Source organism: Streptomyces sp. LaPpAH-108 (assembly GCF_000373625.1).
Taxonomy (GTDB): domain Bacteria; phylum Actinomycetota; class Actinomycetes; order Streptomycetales; family Streptomycetaceae; genus Streptomyces.
This window is the reverse complement of record NZ_KB891988.1, coordinates 1,016,427-1,038,289: the sequence shown is the minus strand read 5'-3', so window position 1 is coordinate 1,038,289 and position 21,863 is coordinate 1,016,427. Positions and strand designations below refer to the sequence as shown.

The following is a 21,863-nucleotide window of genomic DNA, read 5'->3' as shown; positions in this document are numbered from 1 at the left end:
CGGCTGTTCGTCAGCCGCGGCGGCGTCGGGCCAGTGCCGCTGCTCCGCCGCCGAGCAGGAGGAGGGCGAGTGCGCCGCCCGCGAGGTACGGGGTGGAGGAGCTGGCGCCGGTTTCCGCGAGGTCGTTCTTGGTGCCGCCCTGGGCCTTCACCTCGGTGGCGGGCTTGGCGGGGGTGGAGGAGTCCGGGTCGGAGGACGGGGTGGGCTTGGTGCTCGGGGCCGTGCCGCCGTCGCTCGGGGGCGTGCTGTCGGTCGGCTCCGGGGCGTCGTCGTCGCCCGGCTCGTCGGTCTGGGGCGGGGGCGGGGGCTGGTGGCCGCCAGTACCGCCGCCGGTGCCGCCGTCGTGGCCGCCGCCTCCGTGGCCGCCTCCGCGAGGCGTCTCGCAGGTGGCCTTCGCCAGCGTCACGGTGCCCTCGACCTCGGCGACGTTCAGCCGCAACGGGTTGACGGAGACCTTGAGTTCGAGGGCGGTGGCGGCGGCCGTGCGGGAGGTGGTGCGGCGCTGGGAGAGGTCCAGGCGGACCTCGCCGACGCCGGGGACCTTGACCACGGAGGGACCGCCCGCCGTGACGTTCACGTGCTTGCCGAGGATCGTGACGCCGCCGAGGACGTTGGCCACGGCCTCCGGCCGCTCCCCCGCCTCGCAGGTGGCGCGGGCGGTGACCGTGCCGACCTCGATGAGGGAGAGCAGCGGCAGCCCGGGGACGTGCACGCGGGCGTGGACCAGCCGTACGGAGCCCTCGGCGCGCTCGGCGTCGGCGGTGGCGCGCGCTCTGGCCACCTCGGCGCCGAGCACGGAGAAGGGCCGGCCGTCGTTCACCCCGTCCAGCCGGGCGGTCAGGGCCGTGCGGTCGGCATCGCCGGGCGCCTGGACCTCGTTGAGGGTGACCTCGAGGGGGACGTCCACGGTCTTGTGGAGCAGGGACACATCGAGCCCGGTGCTCAGGACGACGGCGGAGGCGTGGCCGTGACGACCGGTGGCGTGCGCGGTGCCCGCGCCCAGGACCGCGGGACCTGCGGTGAGGGCGGTGACGGTCGCGACGGCGGCCAGACGGCGTGCGGGCATGCGGAAGTTGAGGCAGTTCAAGGCGTGGGCTCCCGAGAAGGAACTTGCTTGGGACGCGTCAACTTTTACGCACTGTGGGTGAACGGTCAGCGATCCTGGGTTACTTCACTCCATCGTGGAGATACCGCACACCTCTTCGATTCCCGTGGCACAGGAGTTCTCCCACGCCCCGGCAGGTCACTGCATGACTCGCCCGTTGAGCACCACGCGACGCGGGGCGGCCAGGACTCGTACATCGGCGCGGGGGTCGGACTCGTACACGACGAGATCGGCGGGCGCGCTCTCCTCCAGCCCGGGGCGTCCGAGCCAGGCGCGGGCACCCCAGCTGGTCGCCGAAAGCGCGTCCAGGGCCGGAATGCCCGCGGCGACCAGCTCCTCGACCTCCGCCGCGACCAGGCCATGGGGCAGCGAGCCACCCGCGTCGGTGCCGACGTACACCGCGATCCCGGCGTCATAGGCGTCGCGCACAGTGTCGTAGCGGCGTTCATGGAGGCGCCGCATATGTGCGGACCACCGGGGGAACTTGGTGTCGCCGCCCGCCGCCAGGCGCGGGAAGGTCGCGATGTTGACCAGGGTGGGGACGATCGCCACCCCGTGCTCCACGAAGAGCGGAATCAGGTCAGGGGTCAGACCCGTGGCGTGCTCGACGCAGTCGATGCCGGACTCCACCAGGTCCCGCAGCGAACTCTCCGCGAAACAGTGCGCGGTGACCCGGGCACCCTGCCGGTGCGCCTCCGCGATGCCCGCCGCGACCGCCTCGCGCGGCCAGCAGGGGGCCAGGTCACCGAGGTCGCGGTCGATCCAGTCGCCGACCAGCTTGACCCAGCCGTCCCCGCGCCGGGCCTCCTGGCGGACGTAGGCGACGAGGTCGTCGGGCTCGATCTCGTGGGCGTAGCCCCGGATGTAGCGGCGGGTACGGGCGATGTGCCGCCCGGCACGGATGATCTTCGGCAGGTCGTCGCGCTCGTCGATCCAGCGGGTGTCCGAGGGCGAACCGGCGTCCCGGATCAGCAGCGTCCCGGTCTCCCGGTCGGTCAGCGCCTGCTTCTCGGCGGTCTCCGCGTCCACGGGCCCCTCCGCGCCGAGCCCCACATGGCAGTGCGCGTCGACCAGGCCGGGCAGCGCCCACCCCGACACGGTCCGTACGTCCCCGGCGCCCGCGGGACGGTCGTACGTGACCCGTCCCCCGACCACCCACAGCTCGTCCCGGACGTCCTCGGGCCCGACGAGCACCCGCCCCTTGACGTGCAGCACCGCCTGATCGCTCATGTACGGCACCTTAGACCGCCTTCCCGGCGGCGCGGCAGGTCCGGTAACGTCCTCCGACGTGAACACCGGACCGGCCCTCGCGGGCCACTCACGGACAGGCGACCCGGTGGGTAGCTGATCGCCCCATGGGTGCGCCCCACACGCGCCCTCGCCAGGCGTCCCCGCCACCCGTCCCGCGGACCTCCCCGCGCCCGAGCACCGAGCATCCCTTTTCTCCGTGCCGGACCACAGCGAGGTCAGCCGTATGACAGTCACGTTCAACCACACCATCATCGCCGCCAAGGACAAGGACGAGTCCGCGCGGTTCTTCCGGGAGCTGCTGGAGCTTGCCGCGGCTCCGTCCTGGGGGCTGTTCCGCAACATCCAGCTCACCGACGGGGTGCTGCTCCAGTTCGCGGAGCCGCCGGTGGAGATCCAGATGCAGCACTACGCGTTCCTGGTCGACGACGAGCTGTTCGACCGGGCGTACCAGCGCCTGTGCGAGCGGGGCGTCACGCACTGGGCCGATCCGCAGATGCGGCGCCCCGGCGAGATCAACCACGAGCACGGCGGGCGCGGGGTGTACTTCAAGGACCCCGCCGGGCACGCGATCGAGCTGATCACGCGCCCGTATCTGTAGGCGACACCTTCGGCGAGCACACCCTGCCCGGGCCCCGTATGGCGCGGGCGGACAGGGAACGGCCGGGCACCCGCACAGGGGTGCCCGGCCGGGCCGGTGTCACATCACGGCGCCGCGCGGCGTCTCACGGGACCTCGCAGCCGTCAGGAGGTCTTCTCCGGCCCCGCCCCCACCGGCCCGTCCGTCTCCTCCACCTCGGCCATCGCCGGGTCGAGGACGCGGGAGAGGAAGTGGCGGGTGCGCTCGTTGCGGGGGTTGCCGATGACCTGCTCGGGGGTGCCGTCCTCGACGATGACACCGCCGTCCATGAAGACGACGCGGTCGGCGACCTCGCGGGCGAAGGTCATCTCATGGGTGACGACCATCATGGTCATGCCGTCCTGGGCGAGCCCGCGCATGACCGCGAGCACGTCGCCGACCAGCTCGGGGTCGAGCGCGGAGGTCGGCTCGTCGAAGAGCATCACCTCGGGGCCCATGGCGAGCGCGCGGGCGATGGCCACGCGCTGCTGCTGCCCGCCGGAGAGGGCGGCCGGGTGGGCATCCGCCTTCTCCGCGAGGCCCACGCGGGCCAGGTTCTCGGCGGCGATCCGCGCGGCCGTCGCCTTGTCCCGGCCGAGGACCCGCCGCTGGGGCAGCGTGAGGTTCTCGGTGACGCTCAGATGCGGGAAGAGGTTGAACTGCTGGAAGACCATGCCGATCCGGCGGCGTACGGCATCGAGGTCAACGTCCGGGTCGGTCAGCTCGGTGCCGCCGACGAACACCTTGCCCTCGCTGGGCTCTTCGAGCAGGTTGACGCAGCGCAGCAGGGTGGACTTGCCGGAGCCGGAGGGGCCGATGACACAGACCACCTCGCCCTGGCCGATCTCCAGGTCGACGCCGCGCAGGACGTGATTGTCGCCGAAGGACTTGTGCAGGTGCTCGATACGGATCTCGGGGGTGCTCACCGGATCGCCTCCTGGGACCTGGACTCCATGCGCCGCACGACGAAGCCGAGCGGGACGGTGACCAGCAGATAGCACAGGCCGGCCACCAGGATCGGCGTGGAGTTGGCGGTGGTGCTGGCCAAGTCGTTGCCGAACTTGGACAGTTCGCGCTCCTCCAGGGTGACGCCGAGGAACAGCACCAGCGAGGAGTCCTTGAAGAGCAGGACGAGTTCGTTGGTCAGCGGCGGCAGGATGATGCGGAACGCCTGCGGGATGATGATCGAGATCATGGCCCGCGCGGGCGAGAAGCCGAGCGAACGGGCCGCCTCCATCTGCCCCTTGGGCACCGCCTGGATGCCCGCGCGGATCGTCTCGGCCATGTAGGCGGCCGAGACGAGTCCGAGCGCGACGGCGACCTTGCCGTAAGTACCGCCCGGGTACTGCACGTCCGGGAAGGCCAGCGGCACGCCGACGCCGACGAAGATGAAGATCAGCAGGGCGGGCAGGCCGCGGAAGATCTCGATGTAGATCCCGGCGACCCAGCGGTAGGGCGCCACCGAGGACAGCCGCATCAGGGCGATGACGATGCCGAGGCCGAGTCCGACGACGAAGCCGGACAGGGTGTAGAGCACGGTGTTCTTCAGCGCCAGGGTGATGACGTCCGGGAACATCTGCTCGGCGATGGGCAGTTGCAGGAACTGGTTCTGCAGCCGCCCCCAGTCCGCCGAGAACGCGAAGGCGAGGACGGCGGCGACGAAGACGGCGTACTGCGCGCCGCGCGAGACCCGCCGGCGCTGGCGGCGGGTCAGGCCCTGCTTCTTCGGTTGGCTACGGGTGTCCGTGTCGGTCATGGAGTCAGCGGATTCAGGAGGAGGGCGTCGCGGCCGGGGAGGCGGCCGAGGCGTCGTACGGGCCGATCCACTTCTCGTAGATCTTCTGGTAGGTGCCGTCGGACTTGGCCTTGGCGAGCTGCTCGTTGATCGCGGTGAGCAGGGCCGCGTTGCCCTTCTTCACCGTGAAGCCGTACTGCTCGCCGGTCTTGAGGTTGCCGACGACCTTGAAGGCGTCGGCGTTGGCCTTGTTCTTCAGCCAGCTCTGGACCACCGGGTAGTCGACGATGACCGCCTGGACCTGGCCCGTGCGCAGGCCGTTGAGGAGCGCGTCGGAGGAGTGGAAGGAGACCGGGTCGAGACCCTTGCTCTTCGCGTAGTCCTCACCGGTGGTCTGCGCCTGGGCGCCGAGCGCCTTGTGCTGCGCCTTGATGTCCTGGAAGGACTTCAGACCGCTGTTCTTGCCGACCAGGACGGCCTGGGTGGCCTCGAAGTACGGGTCGGAGAAGTCGACGTTCTTCTTGCGCTCGTCGGTGATCGTCATGCCCGCCGCGGCCAGGTCGCACTGGCCGGAGTTCAGGAACGCGCCGGTCTTGAAGTTCTCGAACGGCGTGTCCAGGATCTGCTGCTTGACGCCCAGGTCCTTGGCGACCAGGTCGATCAGGGAGACGTCGAAGCCCTGCACCTTGCCGTCGATCACCGACTGGAACGGCGGGTAGGGCAGATGGGTGCAGACGGTCAGCTGACCGGCCTTGGCGAGGTGGACCCCCTTGACGGTGGTCTTGCCGCTCCCGCCGCCGTCCGACGAGGAACAGCCCGCGACGAGCGCGACGGCGCCCGCCACGGTGGCGGCTGCCAGAAGACGGGTCCGGCGCCCGAGGAGCGTTTTCATGGGGGATCTCCCTGTGGGGGGAACGGTGGGTTCCGATTATAAGGAGAGGTTTGGGTCTCTCAAATCAAACCGATGGCCTGGAGGCCGTCCGGCCTGAGAACTCGCCGGTCAAAGCGGCGTAGAGGCCGCGAGTTACCCTCGTCACCGTCGGCCTCCGGCCGGTTCCGTGTACCCGTGCGAGCGAAGAGAGCACCCCGTGACCCACCCCTTCCTCGACCTGCCCCCGCTGACCGCCGCGCGGTTCGCCGCCATCGAGGACCAGGTGGCCGCGCTCCTGGAGACCCGGCAGGACGTGCTGATCACCCAGGGCGAGGCGCTGCTGCCGCTTGAGGGCGCGATCCGCTCCGCGGCGGGCCCCGGCACCGTCGCCCTGAACGTGATCACGGGGCCCTACGGCCAGACCTTCGGCAACTGGCTGCGCGACAGCGGCGCCACCGTGCACGACCTCGCGGTCCCCTTCCACGCGGCCGTCACCGCCGAGCAGATCCGGGAGGCGTTCGCCGAGCACCCGGAGATCGACTTCGTGTCTTTGGTGCACGCCGAGGCAGCGACCGGCAACACCAACCCGGTCGCGGAGATCGGCGAGGTCGTACGCGCGCACGGCGCCCTCTTCTACCTGGACGCGGTCGCCTCGGTCGGCGCGGAGCCCGTGCTCCCTGACGCGTGGGGCGTGGACCTGTGTGTGATCGGGGCGCAGAAGGCGATGGGCGGCCCGGCCGGGGTGTCCGCGATCTCGGTGAGCGAGCGCGCCTGGGCCCGGATGGCCGCCAACCCGCACGCCCCGCGCCGCTCCTATCTGTCCCTGCTGGACTGGAAGGACCGCTGGCTCGACGCGGGCCGCGCGGTGCTGCCGCACGCCCCGGCGCAGCTGGAGATGCTGGCCCTGGAGGCGTGCCTCGAGCGCATCGAGGCGGACGGCGCGGAGGCTGTGATGGCCCGGCACCGGGCGGCAGCGCGGGCCACCCGGGCGGGCGCGAGCGCGCTGCGCGGCGGTCTGGAGCCGTATGTCCACGAGGCGCGGGACGCGGCGCCGGTGGCGACGACGCTGCGGGTGCCGGAGCAGGTGGTGGCCGCCGAGCTGGTGGCCGAGGCGCTGCGCACGGACCCGGGGCTGCCGCTGGCCGCCGGGGGCGGGGCGCTGGCCAAGGAGATGGTCCGGGTCAACCACTACGGGCCCGACGCGACGCTGGACGCGGTGCGCCGCTCGCTGACGGCGCTGGGCGCGGCCCTTGCCGGACAGGGGCTCGCGGTGGACCCGGAGGGCGCCCTGCGGGCGGCGGGCGAAGCCTGGCACTGACCGGCACTCCCTTTCCTGCGGCGGCCTGCGCGAATTCACGCAGGCCGCCTTTTTCATGACCACCCAATTGTCGCCCATTCCCCCTGAATTGCATGAGGCATACTCCGCCTTTTCGTCTGCCCGCTTTTCGCGAGGCTAAACAACCTGAAACACGGGCGGCTTTTCACGCTGTGACACACCCCACAGCCGACCCCTTTTTGTCCCTGTTTTTCCCAGGTCAAACCCGACATAGCGTCGCCCAAGTCGTACACAACCGGCGGCGCGCCCGTGCATTCACGCATTCGCCTCGCTAAATTCGTGCCGCATGACCGCAGCACCCGCAGACCTGATCGTCGACAGACCGGCGGTGACCGACGGCGCCGCTCTCTGGCGTCTCGCCAAGGAATCGAAAACCCTCGACCTGAACTCCTCGTACAGCTATCTGCTGTGGTGCCGGGACTTCGCCGGTACCTCGGCGGTGGCGCGGGGCGCGGACGGCGAGCCGGTCGGCTTCGTGACCGGTTATGTACGGCCCGACCGTCCGCACACCCTGCTCGTCTGGCAGGTGGCCGTCGACGACGCCCACCGGGGGCGCGGGATCGCCGCCGCGCTGCTGGACGGGCTGACCGCCCGGCTGGCCGCCGAGCGGGGCATCACCGGCCTGGAGACCACGATCACCCCCGGGAACACCGCCTCGGAGCGGCTGTTCACCTCGTTCGCCGCCCGGCACGGCATCGAGCCGGAGCGCGAGGTGCTGTTCCCCGCGGACCTGTTCCCGGACGGTCCGCACGACCCCGAAGTCCTGTATCGCATAGGCCCGTTGACGCCCACCCCGGCCCACTGACGCCGCACCGAGGAGCGAATCACCGTGACCATCACCCAGCCCGACCTGAGCGTGTTCGAGACCGTCGAGTCCGAGGTGCGCAGCTACTGCCGCGGGTGGCCCACCGTGTTCGACACCGCGCGGGGCAGCCGGATGTACGACGAGGACGGCCGCGCATGGCTCGACTTCTTCGCCGGGGCCGGATCGCTCAACTACGGCCACAACAACCCCGTCCTCAAACGGGCGTTGATCGACTATCTGGCCCGGGACGGCGTGACCCACGGCCTGGACATGTCGACCACGGCCAAGCGGTCGTTCCTGCGCACCTTCCAGGAACTGGTCCTGGGCCCGCGCGAGTTGCCGTACAAGGTCATGTTCCCGGGCCCGACCGGCACCAACGCGGTGGAGTCGGCGCTGAAGCTGGCCCGGAAGGTGAAGGGGCGCGAGGCGATCGTGTCGTTCACCAACGCCTTCCACGGCATGTCGCTGGGTTCGCTCGCGGTCACCGGAAACGCGTTCAAGCGGGCCGGGGCGGGCATTCCACTGGTGCACGGCACGCCCATGCCGTTCGACAACTACTTCGACGGGCAGGTCCCGGACTTCCTGTGGTTCGAGCGGCTGCTCGAGGACCAGGGGTCGGGGCTGAACAAGCCCGCCGCCGTGATCGTGGAGACCGTGCAGGGCGAGGGCGGCATCAACGTCGCCCGGCCCGCATGGCTGCGCGCGCTCAAGGAGTTGTGCGAGCGGCAGGACATGCTGCTGATCGTCGACGACATCCAGATGGGCTGCGGGCGCACGGGCGCGTTCTTCTCCTTCGAGGAGGCGGGCATCGTCCCCGACATCGTCACCGTGTCCAAGTCCATCAGCGGTTACGGGCTGCCGATGTCGCTGTGCCTGTTCAGGCCGGAGCTGGACATCTGGGAGCCGGGCGAGCACAACGGCACCTTCCGCGGCAACAACCCGGCGTTCGTCACCGCGACCGCCGCGCTGGAGACGTACTGGGCGGACGGCGCCGCCATGGAGAAGCAGACCCGCGCCCGGGGCGAGCGCATCGAGCGGGAGCTGGTCTCCATCGCCGAGGAGAACCCCGACGCCGTGAAGGACCACCGGGGTCGCGGTCTTGTCTGGGGCCTGGAGTTCCACGACAAGGCGCGGGCCGGCCGGGTCGCCGCCCGTGCCTTCGAACTCGGGCTGCTCATCGAGACGTCGGGCCCCGAGAGCGAGGTCGTCAAGCTGCTGCCCGCGCTCACGATCACCCCGGAGGAGCTGGACGAGGGCATGAGCATCGTCGCCCGGGCGGTCCGCGAGACCGCGTGACGGCCTGAGGCCCAGGCGCGCTGACGCCCAGGCGCCCTGGCGCCCTGACCGCCGCCGATACGCAACAACAGGAGGCACCCACCCGTGATCGTCCGATCGTTCAAGGACATCGAGGACACCGACCGCCACGTCCGGGCGAAGTCCGGCACCTGGGAGAGCAAGCGCATCGTGCTCGCCAAGGAGCGCGTCGGCTTCTCCCTGCACGAGACCGTCCTGTACGCCGGGACCGAGACGTCGATGTGGTACGCGAACCACATCGAGGCCGTCGTCTGCACCGAGGGCGAGGCCGAACTGACCGACCACGAGACCGGGGAGACGTACACGGTCACCCCCGGCACGATGTACCTCCTCGACGGGCACGAGCGGCACACGCTGCGCGTCAAGGAGGACTTCCGCTGCCTCTGCGTGTTCAACCCGCCGGTGACCGGACGGGAGGACCACGACGAGAACGGCGTCTACCCCCTGCTCACCGAACCCGAGGAGGTGTGATCCCCATGACCCAGGCCCCCACCGCCCCCGTCACCGATCTCTACCCGAGCCGCGGCACCGCCGAGGTGGCCGTCCCGCGCAAGGACCCGGTCGTCTGGAGCGCCCCCGGCGCCTACGGCCCGATCCCCACGGCCGATCTGGAGGGGTACGAGCGCGACGGCTTCCTCAGTGTGGACCAGCTGATCACCCCGGCCGAGGTCGAGGTGTACCGGCGTGAGCTGGAGCGGCTGGTCGCCGACCCGGTGATCCGGGCCGACGACCGGGCGATCGTGGAGCCCCGCTCGCAGGAGATCCGCTCGGTCTTCGAGGTCCACCGGCTCAGCGAGCTGTTCGCCAACCTGGTGAGCGACGAGCGCGTGGTCGGCCGGGCCCGGCAGATCCTCGGCTCGGACGTGTACGTCCACCAGTCCCGGATCAACGTCAAGCCCGGGTTCGGCGCGAGCGGCTTCTACTGGCACTCGGACTTCGAGACCTGGCACGCCGAGGACGGGCTGCCCCGGATGCGCACGGTGTCGGTCTCGATCGCGCTGACGGAGAACCACGACACCAACGGCGGCCTGATGATCATGCCGGGCTCGCACCGGACGTTCCTGGGCTGTGCGGGTGCGACGCCCGAGGACAACTACAAGAAGTCGCTCCAGATGCAGGACGCGGGCACCCCCTCCGACGAGGCGCTGACCCGGATGGCGGGCGAGCACGGCATCCGCCTCTTCACCGGCAAGCCCGGCTCGGCGACCTGGTTCGACTGCAACTGCATGCACGGCTCCGGCGACAACATCACGCCGTTCCCGCGCAGCAACGTCTTCATCGTGTTCAACAGCGTGGAGAACACGGCGGTGGAGCCGTTCGCGGCGCCGGTGCGCAGGCCGGAGTACATCGGGGCGCGGGACTTCACTCCGGTGCGGTAGCGCGCGCTCACCGAACCCCGGGCCGGGGCCTCCTTGTTGTGGGACGGGGGGCTCCGGCCCGGTCATGTCCCGTACTGGGCCGGCCGGGGACTTGGCCGCTCAGCCGGACAGCGCGTCCAGCAGCCGGTCCACGTCCGCCTCGGTGTTGTACAGATGGAAGGCGGCGCGCAGATTGCCCGCCCGGTCGGAGACCTCGATACCCGCGCGGCTCAACTCCGGCTGCCGGGCGCCGAGTCCGGGCACCGAGACGATCGCGGAGCCGGGCGAGGGCAGCGGCTCGTGGCCGAGGGCGGCGAGTCCCGCGCGGTAGCGGTCGGCCAGGGCGGTGTCGTGGGCGTGGATCGCGGACACGCCCAGTTCCTCGATGAGTTCGAGGGAGTGGCGCAGTCCCGCGTAGCCGAACAGGGCGTGGGTGAGGTCGAACCGCCGTGCGGAGTGGGCGAGTTCGGTGACCGGTCCGTAGCAGCTGTCCCAGGGCCGTTCGCCCGCGACCCAGCCGGCGAGCAGCGGGGTGAGGCCGCCGAAGTCCTCGGGCAGGACGAGGAAGGCGATGCCGTGCGGGCCGAGCAGCCACTTGTAGGTGACGGAGGCGCTGAAGTCCCACTCCCCCGCGTCCATCGGGAGCCAGCCCGCGGCCTGGGAGAAGTCGACGTAGGTGCGGGCGCCGTGCTCTCGGGCGGCCTCGCGCAGCGCGGGCAGGTCGGCGATGCGCCCGTCGGCGGACTGCACGGCGCTGACCGCGACGAGGTCGGTCTCAGGGCGGACGGACCGGGCGATCCGCTCCACGGGCACCGCCCGTACCTTGAGGTCGCCTCGGACGTGGAACGGGTTGAGCACGGAGGTGAAGTCGTCCTCGGCGGTGAGGACTTCGGCGCCCGGCGGCAGGGAGGCGGCGATGAGACCGGTGTGCGCGGCGACCGAGACGCCCGTCGCGACGCGTTCGACGGGGACCTGGGCGAGCCGGGCGTAGGCGGCCCGGCTCGCCTCCACGTCCTCGAAGAGCGAGGTCAGCGGGCGGCCCTGGGCCCGCAGCAGCGCCGCCTCGTGCAGGGCGGTGACGGTGCGGACGGGCAGCAGGGAGTTGCTGGCCGTGTTGAGATAGGTGCCTACGGGGGTGAACTCGGCGCGAACGAGGCTGTCGAACGTCTCCGTGGTCTCCATGGGTCCACTGTGCGTCCCCATGGAGTCACCGTCCATCGCGGATTTTTACCCGGTGTCGCTCAGCGATCCTTATAGATCGCCTCCCACCTGCGGTTTCCTACTTCTGCGGCACCGCGCACCCGTCCGGGCCGCAGGTGTCGGCGTCGTCCTGGCCGAGCACGGTGAGCGGGGAGCGGGCGTCCCACGCCTGGGTGAGCGCCCGGGTGAAGACCTCGGCGGGCTGGGCGCCGGAGACGCCGTAGGCGCGGTCGAGGACGAAGAAGGGGACGCCGTTGGCGCCGAGCTGGGCGGCCTCGCGCTCGTCGGCGCGGACCTCGTCGGCGTAGGCGGTGGGGTCGGCGAGGACCGTGCGGGCGGCCTCGGGGTCCAGGCCCGCCCGCTCGGCCAGCTCCACCAGCCGCTCGTCGCCCTCGGTGAAGACGGAGCGCTCCTCGGCGAAGTTGGCCCGGTACAGCAGCCCGATCAGCTCGTCCTGCCTGCCGTGCTCCTTGGCGAAGTGCAGCAGGCGGTGCATGTCGAAGGTGTTGCCGTGGTCGCGGCCCCGGGTGCGGTAGGGCAGGCCCTCGGCTTCGGCCTGGGCGCCGAGGTTGTCCTCGCCCGCCTCGGCCTGGGCCTCGCTCATGCCGTACTTCTTGGTGAGCATGGTGAGCACGGGCTGGACGTCGCCCTTGGCGCGGCCGGGGTCCAGCTCGAAGGAGCGGTGCACGACCTCGACGTCGTCGCGGTGCGGGAAGGCCGCGAGCGCCTTCTCGAAGCGTGCCTTTCCTACGTAGCACCACGGGCAGGCGATGTCGCTCCAGATCTCGACGCGCATTCTTCGGGCTCTCTTCGGCTCGTTCGTAGCGGGCGGGGGCTCTCCCCACCCGGTACGTGAACGTTCAAGCAGCGGGGTTCATTCCCCGGGCGCGCTCCAGCGCAGGAAGAGGTGGTGGTCGCCCTCGGCGGGCGGGTTCCCGGGGTCGGGCAGCCAGCCCTGGCGGGCGTAGAAGTCCTGGGCGCGCCGGTTGTCCACGTGCACGTCGAGTACGGCGACCCGCTTGCCGTCGGCCAACCAGCGCTCCACGCAGGCGGCGTGCAGGGCGGTGCCGAGGCCCGCGCGCCAGTGGTCGGGGTCGACGTGGAACTGGAACAGCTTGACCTTCTCCGGGGGCGCGCCCTCGGGGGTGCGGAAGGAGGCGATGGCGACGATCCGGCCGTCCTGGACGCCGCACAGGACCTGGCCGTCGGGCCGCTCGATGGAGGCCCGCCAGGAGTCGGTCCAGTCGAAGTCGGCGGGCGGCAGGCCGCCGGGGTAGTAGGTGGAGCGGGCGCGCTCGTGCAGCGCGGCGATCGCCTCGGCCTCGGCGGGCTCGGCCGGGCGGATCACCAGGGCGCTGTTCGCTCGTTCACTGATCATGCCGGTGAGGACGTGGCCCCGGCGGGCGCGGTTGCGTACCGGCGGAACTGGGCGCGGTAGGCGCTCGGGGTCAGTCCGGTGCGGCGCACGACGTGGGCGCGCAGTGAGTCGGCGGTGCCGAGGCCGCAGGCGGTGGCGACCTGGTCCATCGGCAGGGTGGTGGTCTCCAGGAGTTCCCTGGCGCGTTCGACGCGCTGGTGCAGCAGCCACTGCAGGGGGCTGACGCCGCTCTCGGCGTGGAAGCGGCGGGTGAGGGTGCGCACGCTGACCCCGGCGTGGCGGGCGAGGTCGGTGAGGGTGAGCGGCTTGTCGAGGTGGCGCATGGCCCAGCCGCGTACGTCGGCGCAGGCGGTGCCGCGCTCGGGCGGAAGCGGGGTGTGGGTGAACTGGGTCTGGCCGCCGGGGCGTACGGGGGCGACCAGGGCGAGGCGGGCGACCTCGTTGGCGACGGCGGCGCCGTAGTCGGTGCGGACGAGGTGCAGGCACAGGTCGATCCCGGCGGCGTATCCGCTGGAGGTGAGGAACTGGCCGTCCTCGGTGTAGAGGACGTCGCCCTCGAAGGCGATGGCGGGGTGGCGGCGGCGCATCTCGTCGGCGTGCGCCCAGTAGGTGGTGGCCCGGCGGCCGTCGAGGAGCCCGGCCTTGGCGAGGGAGAAGGCGCCGGTGCAGATGGAGGCGATACGGGTGCCCGCGGCGGCGGCCTCGCGCAGCGCGGCGACCACGCGGAGGTCGGGTTCGTATGCCTCGCCGGTGCCCGCGACGAGCACGGTGTGCGCCTCGCGCAGTGCCTCCAGGCCGTGCGGCACGGTGAGTTCGAGCCCGCCGGTGGTGGCCACCGGGCCCGGCTCCGGCGCGCAGACGACGACCTCGTACCCGCGCTCGCCCGCCACCTCGACCTTGCCGAAGAGCAGGTCCGGGATGGCCAGGTTGAACATCGACACGGGCGGGGCGGCGATGACGACGACTCGGATCATGGCCAGAACCTCCGGAGGTATGGCAATCAGGCCACTACTGTACGCGCCGTGTGCTCCGCAAGCTGGAGCCATGTCCCTGAACAAGACCCTCAGTCCTTCCCAACCCGTGCTCTCCACAGGTCCGTTGGAGCAGAAGACGGCGCCCGCCCTCGCGCTGGCCGCCGCCCTCCTCGGCTCCGCGCTGATCACCCTGGACGCCTCGATCGTGAACGTCGCCCTCCCCGCCATCGGCTCCGGGCTCGGCGGCGGACTGCGCGGACTGCAGTGGGTGGTGGACGCCTACACCCTGCCCTTCGCGGCCCTGATGCTCTCCACCGGCGCCTTCGCCGACCGGGCCGGGGCGAGCCGGGCGTACGGCATCGGCATCGCGGTGTTCACCCTGGCGTCGGCGGCCTGCGGGTTCGCGCCGAACCTCGCGGTCCTGACCGCCGCCCGGGTGGCGCAGGGCGCGGCGGCGGCCGTGGTGCTGCCCGCGTCGCTGTCCCTGGTGCGCGAGGCGTACGCGGACGCGGCGCGCCGGGCCCGGGCGGTGGCCGTGTGGGCGGCCGGGGGCTCGACCGCGCTGGCCCTGGGCCCGGTGGCGGGCGGCGCGCTGACCACGGCCTGGGGGTGGCGGGGCATCTTCTTCGTCAACCTGCCGGTGGGCGCGGTGGCGCTGGTCCTGCTGCTCCGGGTGGCGCGGTCCGAGCGGCGGCCCGCACCCCTGGACCTGCCGGGGCAGGCCGCGGCGGCGCTCGCCCTGACGGGGGTGACCTTCGCGGTGATCGAGGGCGGTACGACCGGTCTGGTGGCCCTCGCGGTGGCGGTGGTCGCGGCGGTGCTGTTCGTCCGGGTGGAGACGCGGCGGGCGGATCCGGTGGTCCCGCTGGGGATGTTCCGGGACCGGGCGGTGCGCGCGGCGGTCGCGGCGGGGGCGGCGTGCAGCGTGGCGTTCTACGGCGTCCTGTTCGTCTTCTCCCTCTTCTTCCAGCAGGTGCAGGGCCGTTCGGCGCTGTACGCCGGGCTGATGTTCCTGCCGATGACCGGCGTGATCGCGGTGACGAACCTGGTCTCGGGGAAGCTGACCGGGCGCTACGGCCCACGCGTCCCGCTGATCGCGGGCCTCGCGCTGTCCGTGGTGGGCCTGCTGGGGCTGCTCGGGGTCGGCACGGCGACGCCGACCGTCGGGGCCGCGCTGCTGCTGGTGCCGCTGGCGCTCGGCTGCGCGCTGGCCATCCCGGCGCTGACCGCCGTGATGCTGGACGCGGTGCCCGCCGGGCGGGCCGGACTCGCGGCGGGGGTGCTGAACGCGGCTCGGCAGGTGTCCGGCGGGCTCGGGATCGCGGTGTTCGGGGCGCTGCTGGCGGGCGGCTTCGTGACCGGGCTGCGCACGGGTCTGGCCGTCTGCGTGGCCGCGCTGCTCGTGGCCCTCGCGCTCAGCTTCCGTCTCGCAGGTCGTCCGGCCACTGGGGCCTGAACTCCAGGTGGTCGTAGGTGACCACGCAGCCCGCGCCGAGCGGCGACTGGGTCATGAAGCCGACCAGGGCGTTCGCGGTCTCCTTCTCGTCGCCCAGGGTGAACAGGCGGACGAAGGTCCAGCGTTCGCCGTCGCGGGAGGCGTGGAAGGCGAGGGCGCGGCCGGTGCGGCTCAGCCGGAGCCAGACCGAACTGCCGCTGACGGTGAAGGAGTTGGCGTCGTCGGAGTGGCCCCGGGTGACGACCGTGCAGACGGTGGCCACGTCCGGGGAGTACTCCAGGCAGAGCTTGGCCCAGGCCCGTTCGCCGACGTGGACGTAGAGCGCCCCGGCGTCGAAGGAGGCGTTGAAGCCGACGGTGACCCGGGCGATCAGCTGGAAGTCGCCCTCGGGCGCCCCGAGCAGCCGGGGCGCGTCGGAGGCGGGGTCCAGGGCCTCCCCGGTCGGGGTGACGAACCGGTCCTGGCGGGGTCCGGCCCAGCCGGAGAGCACGCCGTCCTCGTGGGACCAGTGGCCGTCGGGTCCGTAGGTCCGCAAGGGGAAGGGGAGTTCGGGAAGGGCTATGTCCATCCGGGGATTCTCGCAGGGGGCGGGGCGCGGACCGGGGTGTTCCGCCCCGTTCACAGGGGCGGGTACCCGGTCGGCCGTTCAGCTCTCCAGCACCCCGTCACAACGGCGGGGCAGCCGCAGGGGGTTGTCGTCCCGCAGCTCCGACGGCAGCAGCGGCTCGGGGGTGTTCTGGTACGCCACCGGGCGCAGCCAGCGCTCGATCGCGGTGCCGCCGACCGAGGTCGAGGTGGAGGTGGTCGCCGGGTAGGGGCCGCCGTGGTGCTGGGCGGGGGCGACGGCGACGCCGGTGGGCCAGCTGTCGACCACCAACCTGCCTGCGAGCGGGGCGAGTCGGGCGAGGAGATCCGCCGCGCCGCCATCGCCCGCGCCCCCGTCGCCCGCCGCCTCGTCGCCCGCTGCCTCGTCCGAGGACAGCTGCACGGTCGCGGTGAGGCTGCCGGGCAACCGGGCGAGGAGGGCGGTCAGTTGGTCCATGTCGTCGTAGCGCGCCACCACGGTGACCGGGCCGAAGCACTCCTCCAAGAGCAAGTCGTAGGCAGGGTCGGCCAGTTCGGCCGCCGGTACGGTGAGGAAGCCCGCGCTGACCGTGTGCGGGCCGCCCGCACCGGGGGTGACCGGGGACTCGACGCCGGGCAGGGCCGCGCGTTCGGCGACGCCCGCGACGAACGCGTCCCGCATCCGGGGGTCGAGCATCACCCCGGACTCGGTGTCGCTCACCGCGTCCACGAGCGCCTTGACCAGGCCGTCGCCGGACGCGCCCGAAGGCACCAGCACCAGGCCGGGCTTGACGCAGAACTGGCCGACGCCGAGCGTCATGGACCCGGCCAGACCCCGCCCGATCTCGTCACCGCGCTCGGCCGCGGCGGCCTCGGTCACCACGACCGGGTTCAGCGAGCCGAGTTCGCCGTGGAAGGGGATCGGCACGGGCCGGGCGGCAGCCGCGTCGAACAGGGCCCGGCCGCCGCGCACCGAGCCGGTGAACCCGGCGGCGGCCAGCAGCGGATGCCGGATCAGCTCCACGCCCGCGTCGAAGCCGTGCACCAGGCCGACGACCGCCTCCGGGACGCCGTGCGCGGCGGCGGCCCGGCGCAGCACCTTGGCCACCAGCTCGGACAGGGCCGGATGGTCGGGGTGGGCCTTGACGACGACCGGGCAGCCCGCCGCCAGCGCGCTCGCGGTGTCGCCGCCCGCGACGGAGAAGGCGAAGGGGAAGTTGGAGGCCGCGTAGACGGCCACGACCCCGAGCGGGATCTTCATGCGGCGCAGATCCGGGACGGGCGGGACGGCGGCCGGGTCGGGATGGTCGATCACCACGTCCAGGAAGGCGCCTTCGTCCACGATGCCCGCGAAGGACCGCAACTGGTAGGCGGTGCGCGCGAGTTCACCGGTGAGCCGGACCGGTCCGAGGGCGCTCTCGGCGTCGGCGACCTCGATCAGCAGGTCCCGTACCGCCTCCAGGCCGTCTGCCGCCGTGCGCAGGAACGCGGCGCGGACCGTGCGGTCGGCGAGGGCGCCGCGCGCGGCGTGTGCGGCCCGGACGGTCGCGTCGACCTCCTCGGCCGTTGCCTCCACCGCCACTTGCTCCCGCCGCTTCCCGGTGCGCGGGTCGACGCTCCACACTGGTGCTGCTGCCACCGCGGGTACCTCCAGACAACGCCGTACGGTCGAGGTCGCTCATCAGCCGTGTTCGCTATATTGAACGCCGTCTTCGATGGTGAACCGGCAGTCCGGAGTCTAGGGCGCCGGGTCCTCGTACTTCCAGGTCGCCGTCGAACGAAGTCGAACGAGATCGAACGACGCCGAACCGGGCGCGGGGCAACCGCGCGGGACCGGGCGCGGCCGAGCGAAGGAGCCGGGGGCGATGTCGGCAGCGGAGGCGGGCGGCGGGGCGCAGGTGAAGTCCGCGGTGCGGACCGTGGAACTGCTCGAGTACTTCGCCGGGCGGCCCGGGATGCACTCCCTCGCGGACGTCCAGGAGTCGGTCGGCTACCCCAAGTCCAGCCTGTACATGCTGCTGCGCACGCTGGTGGAGCTGGGCTGGGTGGAGACGGACGCGACCGGCACCCGGTACGGCATCGGGGTGCGCGCGCTGCTGGTCGGCACCGCGTACATCGACGGCGACGAGGTGGTGGCCGCCGCCCGGCCCACCCTGGACCGGCTCGCGGACGACACCACGGAGACCATCCATCTGGCGCGGCTCGACGGCACCGACGTGGTCTACCTCGCCACCCGTCAGTCGCAGCACTATCTGCGCCCGTTCACCCGGGTCGGGCGCCGGCTGCCCGCGCACGCGACCTCGCTCGGCAAGGCGCTGCTCGCCACGCACACCGACGACCAGGTGCGGGCGCTGCTGCCGAAGGAGCTGCCCGCGCTCACCGAGCACACGGTCACCGACCGCGAGAAGCTGATCGAGGAGCTGCACCGCATCCGCGAGGGCGGCCTCGCCGTGGACCGCGAGGAGAACACGCTCGGGCTGCGCTGCTTCGGGGTCGCGATCCCGTACCGCACCCCGGCGCGGGACGCCGTGAGCTGCTCGGTGCCGGTGGCACGACTGACGGACGCCCACGAACAGACGATCAAGGACGCGCTGTTCGACGCGCGGGAGCGGTTGACGCTGGCGACGCGGCGGCTGTGAACGGGGTTCACAGGAGTATCGGCGCTTGACCGCGCCCCACAGGCCGACTGAGTGTTGCGTGAGAAACACATACGGAGGGGAACGTTCCGCTCCGGGCGTACGTCTGTCCGGTCGGGATGAACAAGACGATCAGACACGCGTCCGTCTTCGCACTGCTGCTCGTCCTGGGGCTGCTGCTCCGGGCGACCTGGGTGCAGTTCTACGAAGGCCAGGCGCTCGCGGACGACAACGACAACCGCCGCAACGCGATCGCGACGTACTCGCGCCCGCTCGGCGACATCGTCGTGGCCGGTAAGGCGGTCACAGGTTCGGCGCGCACCAAGGGCGACCTCGCCTACAAGCGCTCCTACAAGGACGGCGAGCTGTACGCCGCGGTGACGGGCTACGCCTCGCAGGCCTACGCCCCCACCCAGCTGGAGGGCGTCTTCGCCGACCTGCTCAACGGCACCGACACCCGGCTGAGCACGATGATGGACACCGTCACCGGCCGTCGGCCCGACCCCGGTGACGTGGTCACGACCATCGATCCGGCGGTGCAGAAGGCGGGGTACGCGGCGCTCGGCGGCAAGAAGGGCGGCGCCGTCGCGATCGACCCGAAGACCGGGAAGATCCTCGCGATGGTCTCCACCCCGTCCTACGACCCGGGGGAGCTGACCGACGCGAACACCGCGGGCTCGGCCTGGACGCGGCTGACCAAGGACCCGGAGAAGCCGCTGACCAACCGCGCGATGCGCCAGCCGCTGCCGCCGGGCTCGACCTTCAAGCTGGTCGTGGCCTCCGCCGCGCTGGAGGACGGGCTGTACGCGGACGTGGACCAGCGCACCGACAGCCCGGAGCCGTACATCATGCCGGGCACCAGCCGCCCGCTGCCGAACGAGAGCGCTTCGGCGCCGTGCGAGAACGCCTCGCTCCGGGTCGCACTCCAGTACTCCTGCAACAACGTCTTCGGCAAGCTGGCCGTGGACCTCGGGCAGGACAAGGTGCGGGCGATGGCCGAGAAGTTCGGCTTCGACGACGAGAAGCTGGACGTACCGGCGCGGGCGTACACCAGCGTGTACCCGTCGAAGATGGACAAGGCGCAGACCGCGCTCTCCGGTATCGGCCAGTTCGACGTGACCGCGACCCCGCTCCAGATGGCCATGGTGTCGGCCGCCATAGCCAACGGCGGCAAGCTGGTGGACCCCCATATGGTGTCCCAGCTCACCAACGGCGACGGCGATGTGCTGAAGGACTACGACGGGGACGCCGGGTCCAAGCGGATCCTCAGCGCCCGCTCGGCCGAGCAGCTGCGCTCCGCGATGGAGACGGTCGTCCGCGACGGCACCGGTCGCAACGCGCTCATCGACGGCGTGACGGTCGGCGGCAAGACGGGCACCGCGCAGCACGGCGAGAACAACAGCGGTACGCCGTACGCCTGGTTCACCTCGTACGGCACGTCGGACGCCACCGGCAAGGAGGTGGCCGTCGCGGTGATGGTCGAGCAGTCGGACGCGGCGCGGGGTGAGGTCAGCGGCAACGGGCTCGCGGCTCCGGTGGCGCGGGCGATGATGGCGGCGGCGCTGAAGTAGGCGCCCGCAGGCTCATGGGGGGCGGCCGGTGTCGTGTACACCGGCCGCCCCTCGCGCGTCCGGCTCACTTCACCCCGAGAAGCTGCTCCACCGGGTCGATCGCGAAGTACACCAGGAACAGTGCCGAGACGGCCCACAGCAGCCAGTTGACCTCCTTGGCCTTGCCCACGACCGCCTTGATGAGGACGTAGGCGAGAAAGCCCGCGCCGATGCCGTCGGTGATGGAGTAGGTGAAGGGCATCGCGGCGATGGTGAGGAAGGCCGGGACGGCGATCTCGTAGTTGTCCCAGTCGATGTGCTTGACGTGGGTCATCATCAGGAAGCCCACCGCGATCAGCGCGGGCGCCGCCGCCTGGAGCGGGACGATGGTGAGCAGCGGGGTGAGGAAGAGCGCGAGGCCGAAGAGGCCGCCGGTGATCACGTTGGCGAAGCCGGTGCGGGCGCCCTCGCCGACCCCGGCGGCGGACTCGATGTAGGCGGTGTTGGAGGAGGCGGACCCGACGCCGCCCGCGACGGCCGCGGCGCCGTCGATGAACAGCACCCGCCCGATGCCGGGCACCTTGCCCCGCTCGTCCAGGAGTCCGGCCTCGGCGCTGATGCCGACGATGGTGCCCATGGCGTCGAAGAAGTCGGACAGGACGAGGGTGAACACCAGCAGGACGGCGGTCAGTACGCCCGCCTGGGCGAAGCCGCCGAACAGGTCGAAGTGGCCGACGAGCCCGAAGTCCGGCGCGGCGACGACGCTGTCGGGGACCTTCGGGGTGGTCAGGCCCCAACTCTTCACGTCGGCCAGCGCGTTGACGACGATCGCAACGACGGTCATCGTGACGATGCTGATGAGGATCGCGCCCCTCACCTTGCGGGCGAGCAGCGCGATGGTGAGCAGGACGCCGACGCAGAAGACGAGGACGGGCCAGCCGGTGAGGCGGCCGGTGGCGCCGAGCTGCACGGGCACGGTGGTGTGGGCGGCGTCCGGGATGCGGCTGACGAAGCCCGAGTCCACGAGCCCGATGAAGGCGATGAACAGGCCGATGCCGACGCCGATCGCCTGTTTGAGCTGCTGCGGGATGGCGTTCATGATCGCCTCGCGCAGTCCGGTGAGGACCAGCACACAGATCACGACGCCCTCGATGACGACCAGGCCCATCGCCTCGGACCAGCTCATCAGCGGGGCGAGCTGGAAGGCGACGACGGCGTTGAGGCCGAGGCCCGCGGCGATGGCGAGCGGGAGGTTGCCGCCGACCCCCATGACGATCGTCATCACGCACGCCACCAGGGCGGTGGCGGTGGCGAGTTGGCCCGTGTCGAGGGTGTGCCCGAACTTGTCCTTGGCGCTCCCCAGGATGATCGGGTTGAGCACGAGGATGTAGGCCATGGTGAAGAACGTGGCGACACCGCCGCGTATCTCCCGGCCGAAGCTCGATCCCCGCTCGGATATCCGGAAGTACCGGTCGACGCCGTTCCCGGCGGGGGGCGCGGCTCCGCCGGGCCGTGAATCCACCTTCTGCGTCTCGGACATGGGCGTACTCCTCGTCGCGCCGCCGTGGCGGGTGTGAGTGTGCGGATGCTGGCTGGATTGTTCCCCTGTTCCGCCTGTTTCAGGTTTTCCCCGTGTAACGGAATCGGACATGGGTCCGGCCCCGGCGGAAGGCCGGGGCCGGACGACAACTGCCCTGCTCACAACCGCTGTCGG

General features: G+C 71.7%; 21 protein-coding genes. 9 read left to right on the top strand and 12 right to left on the bottom strand.

From position 1 onward, the window contains the following. Positions 1-10: 10 nt before the first annotated feature. Positions 11-1,087: an SCO1860 family LAETG-anchored protein gene (locus tag B079_RS0110815; RefSeq protein WP_018545819.1), complete on the bottom strand. Its 1,077-nt coding sequence runs from the start codon at positions 1,085-1,087 to the stop codon at positions 11-13. A 156-nt stretch (positions 1,088-1,243) separates the two neighbouring features. Then, a complete protein-coding gene (locus B079_RS0110810) occupies positions 1,244-2,335 on the bottom strand; it encodes an amidohydrolase family protein (protein WP_018545818.1) in 1,092 nt (363 codons plus the stop codon). A 244-nt stretch (positions 2,336-2,579) separates the two neighbouring features. On the opposite strand from B079_RS0110810, the gene B079_RS0110805 reads away from it, so the two are divergent. Next, the gene (locus tag B079_RS0110805) at positions 2,580-2,954 is read left to right on the top strand and encodes a VOC family protein (protein ID WP_018545817.1); all 375 of its coding nucleotides are present in this window, start codon (positions 2,580-2,582) and stop codon (positions 2,952-2,954) included. 143 nt (positions 2,955-3,097) lie between these two features. Here the strand turns inward: B079_RS0110805 and B079_RS0110800 are convergent, their stop codons facing one another. Genes B079_RS0110800 through B079_RS0110790 form a run of 3 tightly spaced genes read right to left on the bottom strand, consistent with a single transcriptional unit; the run spans position 3,098 to position 5,599 of the window. After that, positions 3,098-3,898, bottom strand: a complete 801-nt coding sequence (locus B079_RS0110800; protein ID WP_018545816.1) for an amino acid ABC transporter ATP-binding protein — start codon at positions 3,896-3,898, stop codon at positions 3,098-3,100. Next, complete coding sequence (locus B079_RS0110795; RefSeq protein WP_018545815.1) at positions 3,895-4,728, bottom strand: amino acid ABC transporter permease; 834 nt, start codon at positions 4,726-4,728, stop codon at positions 3,895-3,897. Before B079_RS0110795 ends, B079_RS0110800 begins: the two co-directional genes overlap by 4 nt. Positions 4,729-4,741: 13 nt before the next feature. Continuing rightward, positions 4,742-5,599, bottom strand: coding sequence for a transporter substrate-binding domain-containing protein (locus B079_RS0110790; protein ID WP_018545814.1), 858 nt, complete (start codon positions 5,597-5,599; stop codon positions 4,742-4,744). Between the two features lie 196 nt (positions 5,600-5,795). Between B079_RS0110790 and B079_RS0110785 the strand changes: the two genes are divergently transcribed. The 5 genes from B079_RS0110785 to thpD all read left to right on the top strand — a co-directional run bounded on the left by B079_RS0110785 (position 5,796) and on the right by thpD (position 10,412). Continuing rightward, positions 5,796-6,896, top strand: coding sequence for a pyridoxal-phosphate-dependent aminotransferase family protein (locus tag B079_RS0110785; protein ID WP_018545813.1), 1,101 nt, complete (start codon positions 5,796-5,798; stop codon positions 6,894-6,896). A gap of 304 nt (positions 6,897-7,200) precedes the next feature. Further along, positions 7,201-7,719 (top strand): diaminobutyrate acetyltransferase, encoded by a 519-nt coding sequence (gene ectA / locus B079_RS0110780; protein WP_018545812.1) that lies wholly within the window; start codon positions 7,201-7,203, stop codon positions 7,717-7,719. A 24-nt stretch (positions 7,720-7,743) separates the two neighbouring features. Further along, complete coding sequence (gene ectB, locus B079_RS0110775) at positions 7,744-9,015, top strand: diaminobutyrate--2-oxoglutarate transaminase (protein WP_018545811.1); 1,272 nt, start codon at positions 7,744-7,746, stop codon at positions 9,013-9,015. 84 nt (positions 9,016-9,099) lie between these two features. Then, positions 9,100-9,504, top strand: a complete 405-nt coding sequence (locus B079_RS0110770) for an ectoine synthase (protein ID WP_018545810.1) — start codon at positions 9,100-9,102, stop codon at positions 9,502-9,504. Positions 9,505-9,509: 5 nt separating this feature from the next. After that, positions 9,510-10,412, top strand: a complete 903-nt coding sequence (thpD, locus tag B079_RS0110765) for an ectoine hydroxylase (RefSeq protein ID WP_018545809.1) — start codon at positions 9,510-9,512, stop codon at positions 10,410-10,412. Between the two features lie 99 nt (positions 10,413-10,511). Here thpD and B079_RS0110760 read toward each other — a convergent pair whose 3' ends face one another. The 4 genes from B079_RS0110760 to B079_RS0110745 form a co-directional block, all read right to left on the bottom strand. Then, positions 10,512-11,573, bottom strand: a complete 1,062-nt coding sequence (locus tag B079_RS0110760) for an aminotransferase class V-fold PLP-dependent enzyme (protein ID WP_018545808.1) — start codon at positions 11,571-11,573, stop codon at positions 10,512-10,514. A gap of 97 nt (positions 11,574-11,670) precedes the next feature. Next, positions 11,671-12,387 carry a DsbA family oxidoreductase gene (locus B079_RS0110755; protein WP_018545807.1) on the bottom strand — a complete coding sequence of 239 codons (717 nt, stop codon included), beginning with the start codon at positions 12,385-12,387 and terminating at the stop codon, positions 11,671-11,673. A gap of 78 nt (positions 12,388-12,465) precedes the next feature. After that, the gene (locus B079_RS0110750) at positions 12,466-12,969 is read right to left on the bottom strand and encodes a GNAT family N-acetyltransferase (protein ID WP_199779894.1); all 504 of its coding nucleotides are present in this window, start codon (positions 12,967-12,969) and stop codon (positions 12,466-12,468) included. Then, positions 12,966-13,943 carry a GlxA family transcriptional regulator gene (locus tag B079_RS0110745; RefSeq protein ID WP_018545805.1) on the bottom strand — a complete coding sequence of 326 codons (978 nt, stop codon included), beginning with the start codon at positions 13,941-13,943 and terminating at the stop codon, positions 12,966-12,968. The genes B079_RS0110750 and B079_RS0110745 overlap by 4 nt, the downstream gene beginning before the upstream one ends. 70 nt (positions 13,944-14,013) lie before the next feature. On the opposite strand from B079_RS0110745, the gene B079_RS0110740 reads away from it, so the two are divergent. Beyond that, positions 14,014-15,399, top strand: coding sequence for an MFS transporter (locus tag B079_RS0110740; protein WP_018545804.1), 1,386 nt, complete (start codon positions 14,014-14,016; stop codon positions 15,397-15,399). On the opposite strand, the gene B079_RS0110735 is transcribed toward B079_RS0110740, so the two are convergent. Continuing rightward, positions 15,359-15,967 (bottom strand): DUF1349 domain-containing protein, encoded by a 609-nt coding sequence (locus B079_RS0110735; protein WP_018545803.1) that lies wholly within the window; start codon positions 15,965-15,967, stop codon positions 15,359-15,361. The genes B079_RS0110740 and B079_RS0110735 overlap by 41 nt on opposite strands. Before the next feature lie 78 nt (positions 15,968-16,045). Beyond that, entirely contained in the window at positions 16,046-17,602 is a 1,557-nt protein-coding gene (locus B079_RS0110730) for an aldehyde dehydrogenase (NADP(+)) (protein ID WP_078495899.1), read from the bottom strand. A 226-nt stretch (positions 17,603-17,828) separates the two neighbouring features. Here B079_RS0110730 and B079_RS0110725 point away from each other — a divergent pair, with 226 nt between their 5' ends. Together B079_RS0110725 and B079_RS0110720 are read left to right on the top strand one after the other, a co-directional pair. Then, positions 17,829-18,602 carry an IclR family transcriptional regulator gene (locus B079_RS0110725; protein ID WP_018545801.1) on the top strand — a complete coding sequence of 258 codons (774 nt, stop codon included), beginning with the start codon at positions 17,829-17,831 and terminating at the stop codon, positions 18,600-18,602. Positions 18,603-18,718: 116 nt separating this feature from the next. After that, a complete protein-coding gene (locus B079_RS0110720) occupies positions 18,719-20,170 on the top strand; it encodes a peptidoglycan D,D-transpeptidase FtsI family protein (RefSeq protein WP_018545800.1) in 1,452 nt (483 codons plus the stop codon). Between the two features lie 64 nt (positions 20,171-20,234). Here the strand turns inward: B079_RS0110720 and B079_RS0110715 are convergent, their stop codons facing one another. Beyond that, positions 20,235-21,689: an NCS2 family permease gene (locus B079_RS0110715; RefSeq protein ID WP_018545799.1), complete on the bottom strand. Its 1,455-nt coding sequence runs from the start codon at positions 21,687-21,689 to the stop codon at positions 20,235-20,237. Between the last annotated feature and the right edge of the window lie 174 nt (positions 21,690-21,863).